Origin of the sequence: Geobacillus sp. (assembly GCF_017515625.1) — a bacterium.
In the GTDB taxonomy this organism is placed as follows: Bacteria; Bacillota; Bacilli; order Bacillales; family Anoxybacillaceae; genus Geobacillus; species Geobacillus stearothermophilus.
This window is the reverse complement of record NZ_JAFWFM010000190.1, coordinates 1-3,654: the sequence shown is the minus strand read 5'-3', so window position 1 is coordinate 3,654 and position 3,654 is coordinate 1. Positions and strand designations below refer to the sequence as shown.

Below are 3,654 nucleotides of genomic sequence, written 5' to 3'. Positions count from 1 at the left end.
CGAAGACCGTTTGCCAGAAGCGTCTGGTGCGTCTCCGCAACGCCCAGCTCCCACGGAAGACCCGCATTGTGAATGGACGAGAGCGGTGCTGCTCCGGTTCCGCCGTCATAGCCGGAGATCAGAACGACACCGGCGCCGGCCTTGGCTACGCCGGCGGCGATGGTCCCCACACCGGCTTCCGAAACGAGCTTGACGGAGATCCGGGCGTGTTTATTCGCGTTTTTCAGGTCATAGATCAGCTGCGCAAGATCCTCGATCGAGTAAATGTCATGGTGCGGCGGCGGGGAAATGAGCTCGACTCCCGGCGTTGAGCCGCGCACTTTGCCGACCCACGGATACACTTTATTGGCCGGAAGCTGCCCGCCTTCACCTGGTTTTGCCCCTTGCGCCATTTTGATTTGCAATTCATCGGCATTGACCAAATAATGGCTTTTTACGCCAAAACGCCCGGACGCCACTTGTTTGATCGCGCTGCGGCGCCAGTCGCCGTTGTCGTCTTTCACATAGCGGGCCGGGTCTTCGCCGCCCTCGCCGCTGTTGCTTTTTCCGCCGATCCGGTTCATGGCGATCGCCAGAGCCTCATGGGCTTCCTGGCTGATCGAACCGAACGACATGGCCCCTGTTTTAAAGCGGCGGACGATCGATTCAACCGGCTCGACTTCGTCAATCGGCACCGGAGGGCGCTTCGAATCGAAGTCGAACAAGTTGCACAAAAACGTCAACTGTTCTTCATTGGCCAGTTTCGAATATTGTTTATAGAGGTTGTAATCGTTTTTCCGGCACGCCCATTGCAACAAATGGATCGTCTTCGGATTGAACACGTGATGTTCGCCGTTGCGCCGCCATTGCAGCTCGCTGCCTGCATCGAGCACATCGTCTTCATGCCGCGCTCCGAAAGCGGCTTCGTGGCGCATTTTCGCTTCTTTCGCAATTTCCGCAAGCCCGATGCCGCCGATTTGCGATGCCGTGCCGGTGAAGTATTCCTCAATGACATCGTCGCCGATGCCGACCGCTTCAAAAATTTGCGCGCCGCGGTAGCTTTGCACCGTCGAAATGCCCATTTTCGACATCACTTTGACAACGCCGTCAACGGCTGCCTTCATATACGTTTTCACCGCTTCGCGGTACGACAAGGCGATCGTGCCGTTTTCTGACGCTTGGCGGATCGTCTCCAGCGCCAAGTACGGGTTGATGGCGTCCGCCCCGTAGCCGATGAGCGCCGCAAAATGATGCACTTCACGCGCTTCGCCGCTTTCGACAAGCAGGCTGACGTTCGTGCGCGTCCCTTTGCGGACAAGATGCTGGTGAAGCCCGCTTGTCGCCAACAAAACCGGAATGGCGACATGTGTTTCATCAACGCCGCGGTCGGACAGCACAAGAAGCACCGCCCCGTTTTCGATCGCTTCATCCGCTTTGGCAAACAGCTCATCAAGCGCCTGTTTCAAATCATCAGTAAACAGCGTCGTCAGCACCGCGCACGCAAATTCCGGGTACGGATTGGCTTTTAACGCTGCGAGCTCTTCGTTCGTCAATAGCGGAGTTTCCAAGCGGATGCGCCGCGCCGCTTTGGCGTCCGGATGCAAAATGTTCCCTTCTTTGCCAAGCAGCGTCATCGTCGAGGTGACGACATATTCACGGATCGCATCAATCGGCGGATTTGTCACTTGGGCAAACAGCTGCTTGAAGTAGTTGAACAAACTTTGCGGCCGCTCCGACAGCACGGCAAGCGGCGCGTCCATGCCCATAGCGCCGGTCGGATCTTTTCCTTCCGCCGCCATCGGCAAAATCGTTTTTTCCACATCTTCAAACGTGTAGCCGAACGCTTTTTGCAGTTTGACGAGTTGCTTCGGCGCTTCGACGTCCTCCGGAATTTCCAGATCGCCAAGCGTGATCATTTGCTCGTTGATCCATTGGCGATATGGCTTTTCATGAGCCATTTCTTCCTTGATTTCCTGGTCAGAGATGATGCGCCCTTGCTCGAGGTCAACCAACAGCATTTTCCCCGGGCTCAGCCGCTCTTTATATAAAATGTTGTTCGGGTCAACATCGATGACGCCGACTTCGGATGAGAAAATAATGTAGTCGTCTTTGGTGACATAATAGCGGGCCGGACGCAAACCGTTCCGGTCCAAAATGGCGCCGATTTGCTTGCCGTCGGTGAACGAAATCGCCGTCGGTCCGTCCCACGGCTCCATGAGACAGCTGTGGTACTCGTAAAACGCCTTTTTCGCCCCGTCCATCTGCTCATCCCAAAACCACGGTTCCGGAATGAGCATCATCGCGACATGGGCCGGCTTCCGGCCAGCGAGAACGAAAAATTCAAACGCATTGTCCAAAATCGACGAGTCGCTGCCGTTCGTATCCAAAATCGGCACGACTTTTTCCAAATCCGCGCCGAACGCTTCGGACACAAATTGTTTCTCGCGCGCCGCCATCCAGTTGACGTTGCCGCGCAGCGTGTTGATCTCGCCGTTATGGATCAAGTAGCGGTTCGGATGGGCCCGCTCCCAGCTCGGAAACGTGTTCGTGCTGAAGCGCGAGTGCACGAGAGCAAACGCCGAACGGAACCGTTCATCTTGCAAATCCAAATAAAACGCATCGATTTGTTCCGGCGTCAAAAGCCCTTTATACACGATCGTTCGGCTCGAGAAGCTCGCTACATAGCACTCGTTGTGTTCCACACATTTTTCGAATTGTTTGCGGATCACATACAGCTTCCGTTCAAACGCCAACTCATCAGTCACGTCATCACTTGCCGCGACAAACACTTGACGGATGAACGGCTTGCTTTGCCGCGCCAGTTTGCCAAGCTTTTCACGATCAACTGGAACTGTCCGCCATCCGAGCAGCCGTTGTCCTTCTTGAGCGACGATCTCATTGAACATCGATTCATAGTACGCCCGTTTCGCTTCCTCTTCCGGCAAAAAGAACATCCCGACCCCGTAGCGCCCTTTTTCCGGCAAGTTCATCCCGCTGCACACCGCTTGAAAATACTCATGCGGAATTTGCGTCATAATGCCCGCGCCATCGCCTGTTTCCGGATCGCTCCCTTGTCCGCCGCGGTGTTCAAGCTGGCGAAGCATATGGAGCGCTTTTTCGATAATGTCATGTGACGGTTTTCCTTTCAAATGCGCATAAAACCCGATCCCGCATGCATCATGCTCAAATTCCGGGCGATATAACCCTTGCGCTTCCGGTAATCCGTAGTGTTTCATGCTGCCTTCCCCTCCCGTTCCGAATTGTCTGTAATATTCATTGTAGTTTTCAAAATTAATATAAACAATATATAATTTAGATAAAATCCATCTCTTTTTGCGATCAATCAAAAGGAGGGAGAAAAATGGAGCTGCGGCAACTGCAATATTTCGTGGAAGTCGCCCGGCGCGAACACGTCTCCGAAGCCGCCGACGCCCTCCATGTCGCGCAGTCGGCGATCAGCCGGCAAATTGCCAACCTCGAAGCGGAGCTTGGCGTGCAGCTGTTTGAACGGGAAGGGCGAAACGTGAAGCTCACCCCGATCGGCCGCCATTTTTTGTCGCACGCCGAAGCGGTGTTAAAGGCGGTCGAGGATGCAAAGCAACAAATCGAAGAGTATTTGGACCCGGAACGCGGAACGATTAAAATCGGGTTTCCAACAAGCCTGGCAAGCCACAT

Annotated in this window: 2 protein-coding genes; one reads left to right on the top strand and one right to left on the bottom strand. The window is 54.5% G+C overall.

All coding sequences use genetic code 11. From position 1 onward, the window contains the following. The coding region (gltB, locus tag IKE44_RS11165) for a glutamate synthase large subunit (RefSeq protein WP_287465916.1) at positions 1 to 3,215 on the bottom strand (3,215 nt) is incomplete at its 3' end. A gap of 125 nt (positions 3,216 to 3,340) precedes the next feature. Here gltB and IKE44_RS11160 point away from each other — a divergent pair. Further along, on the top strand, positions 3,341 to 3,654 hold a 314-nt coding region (locus IKE44_RS11160), incomplete at its 3' end, for a LysR family transcriptional regulator (RefSeq protein WP_287465914.1).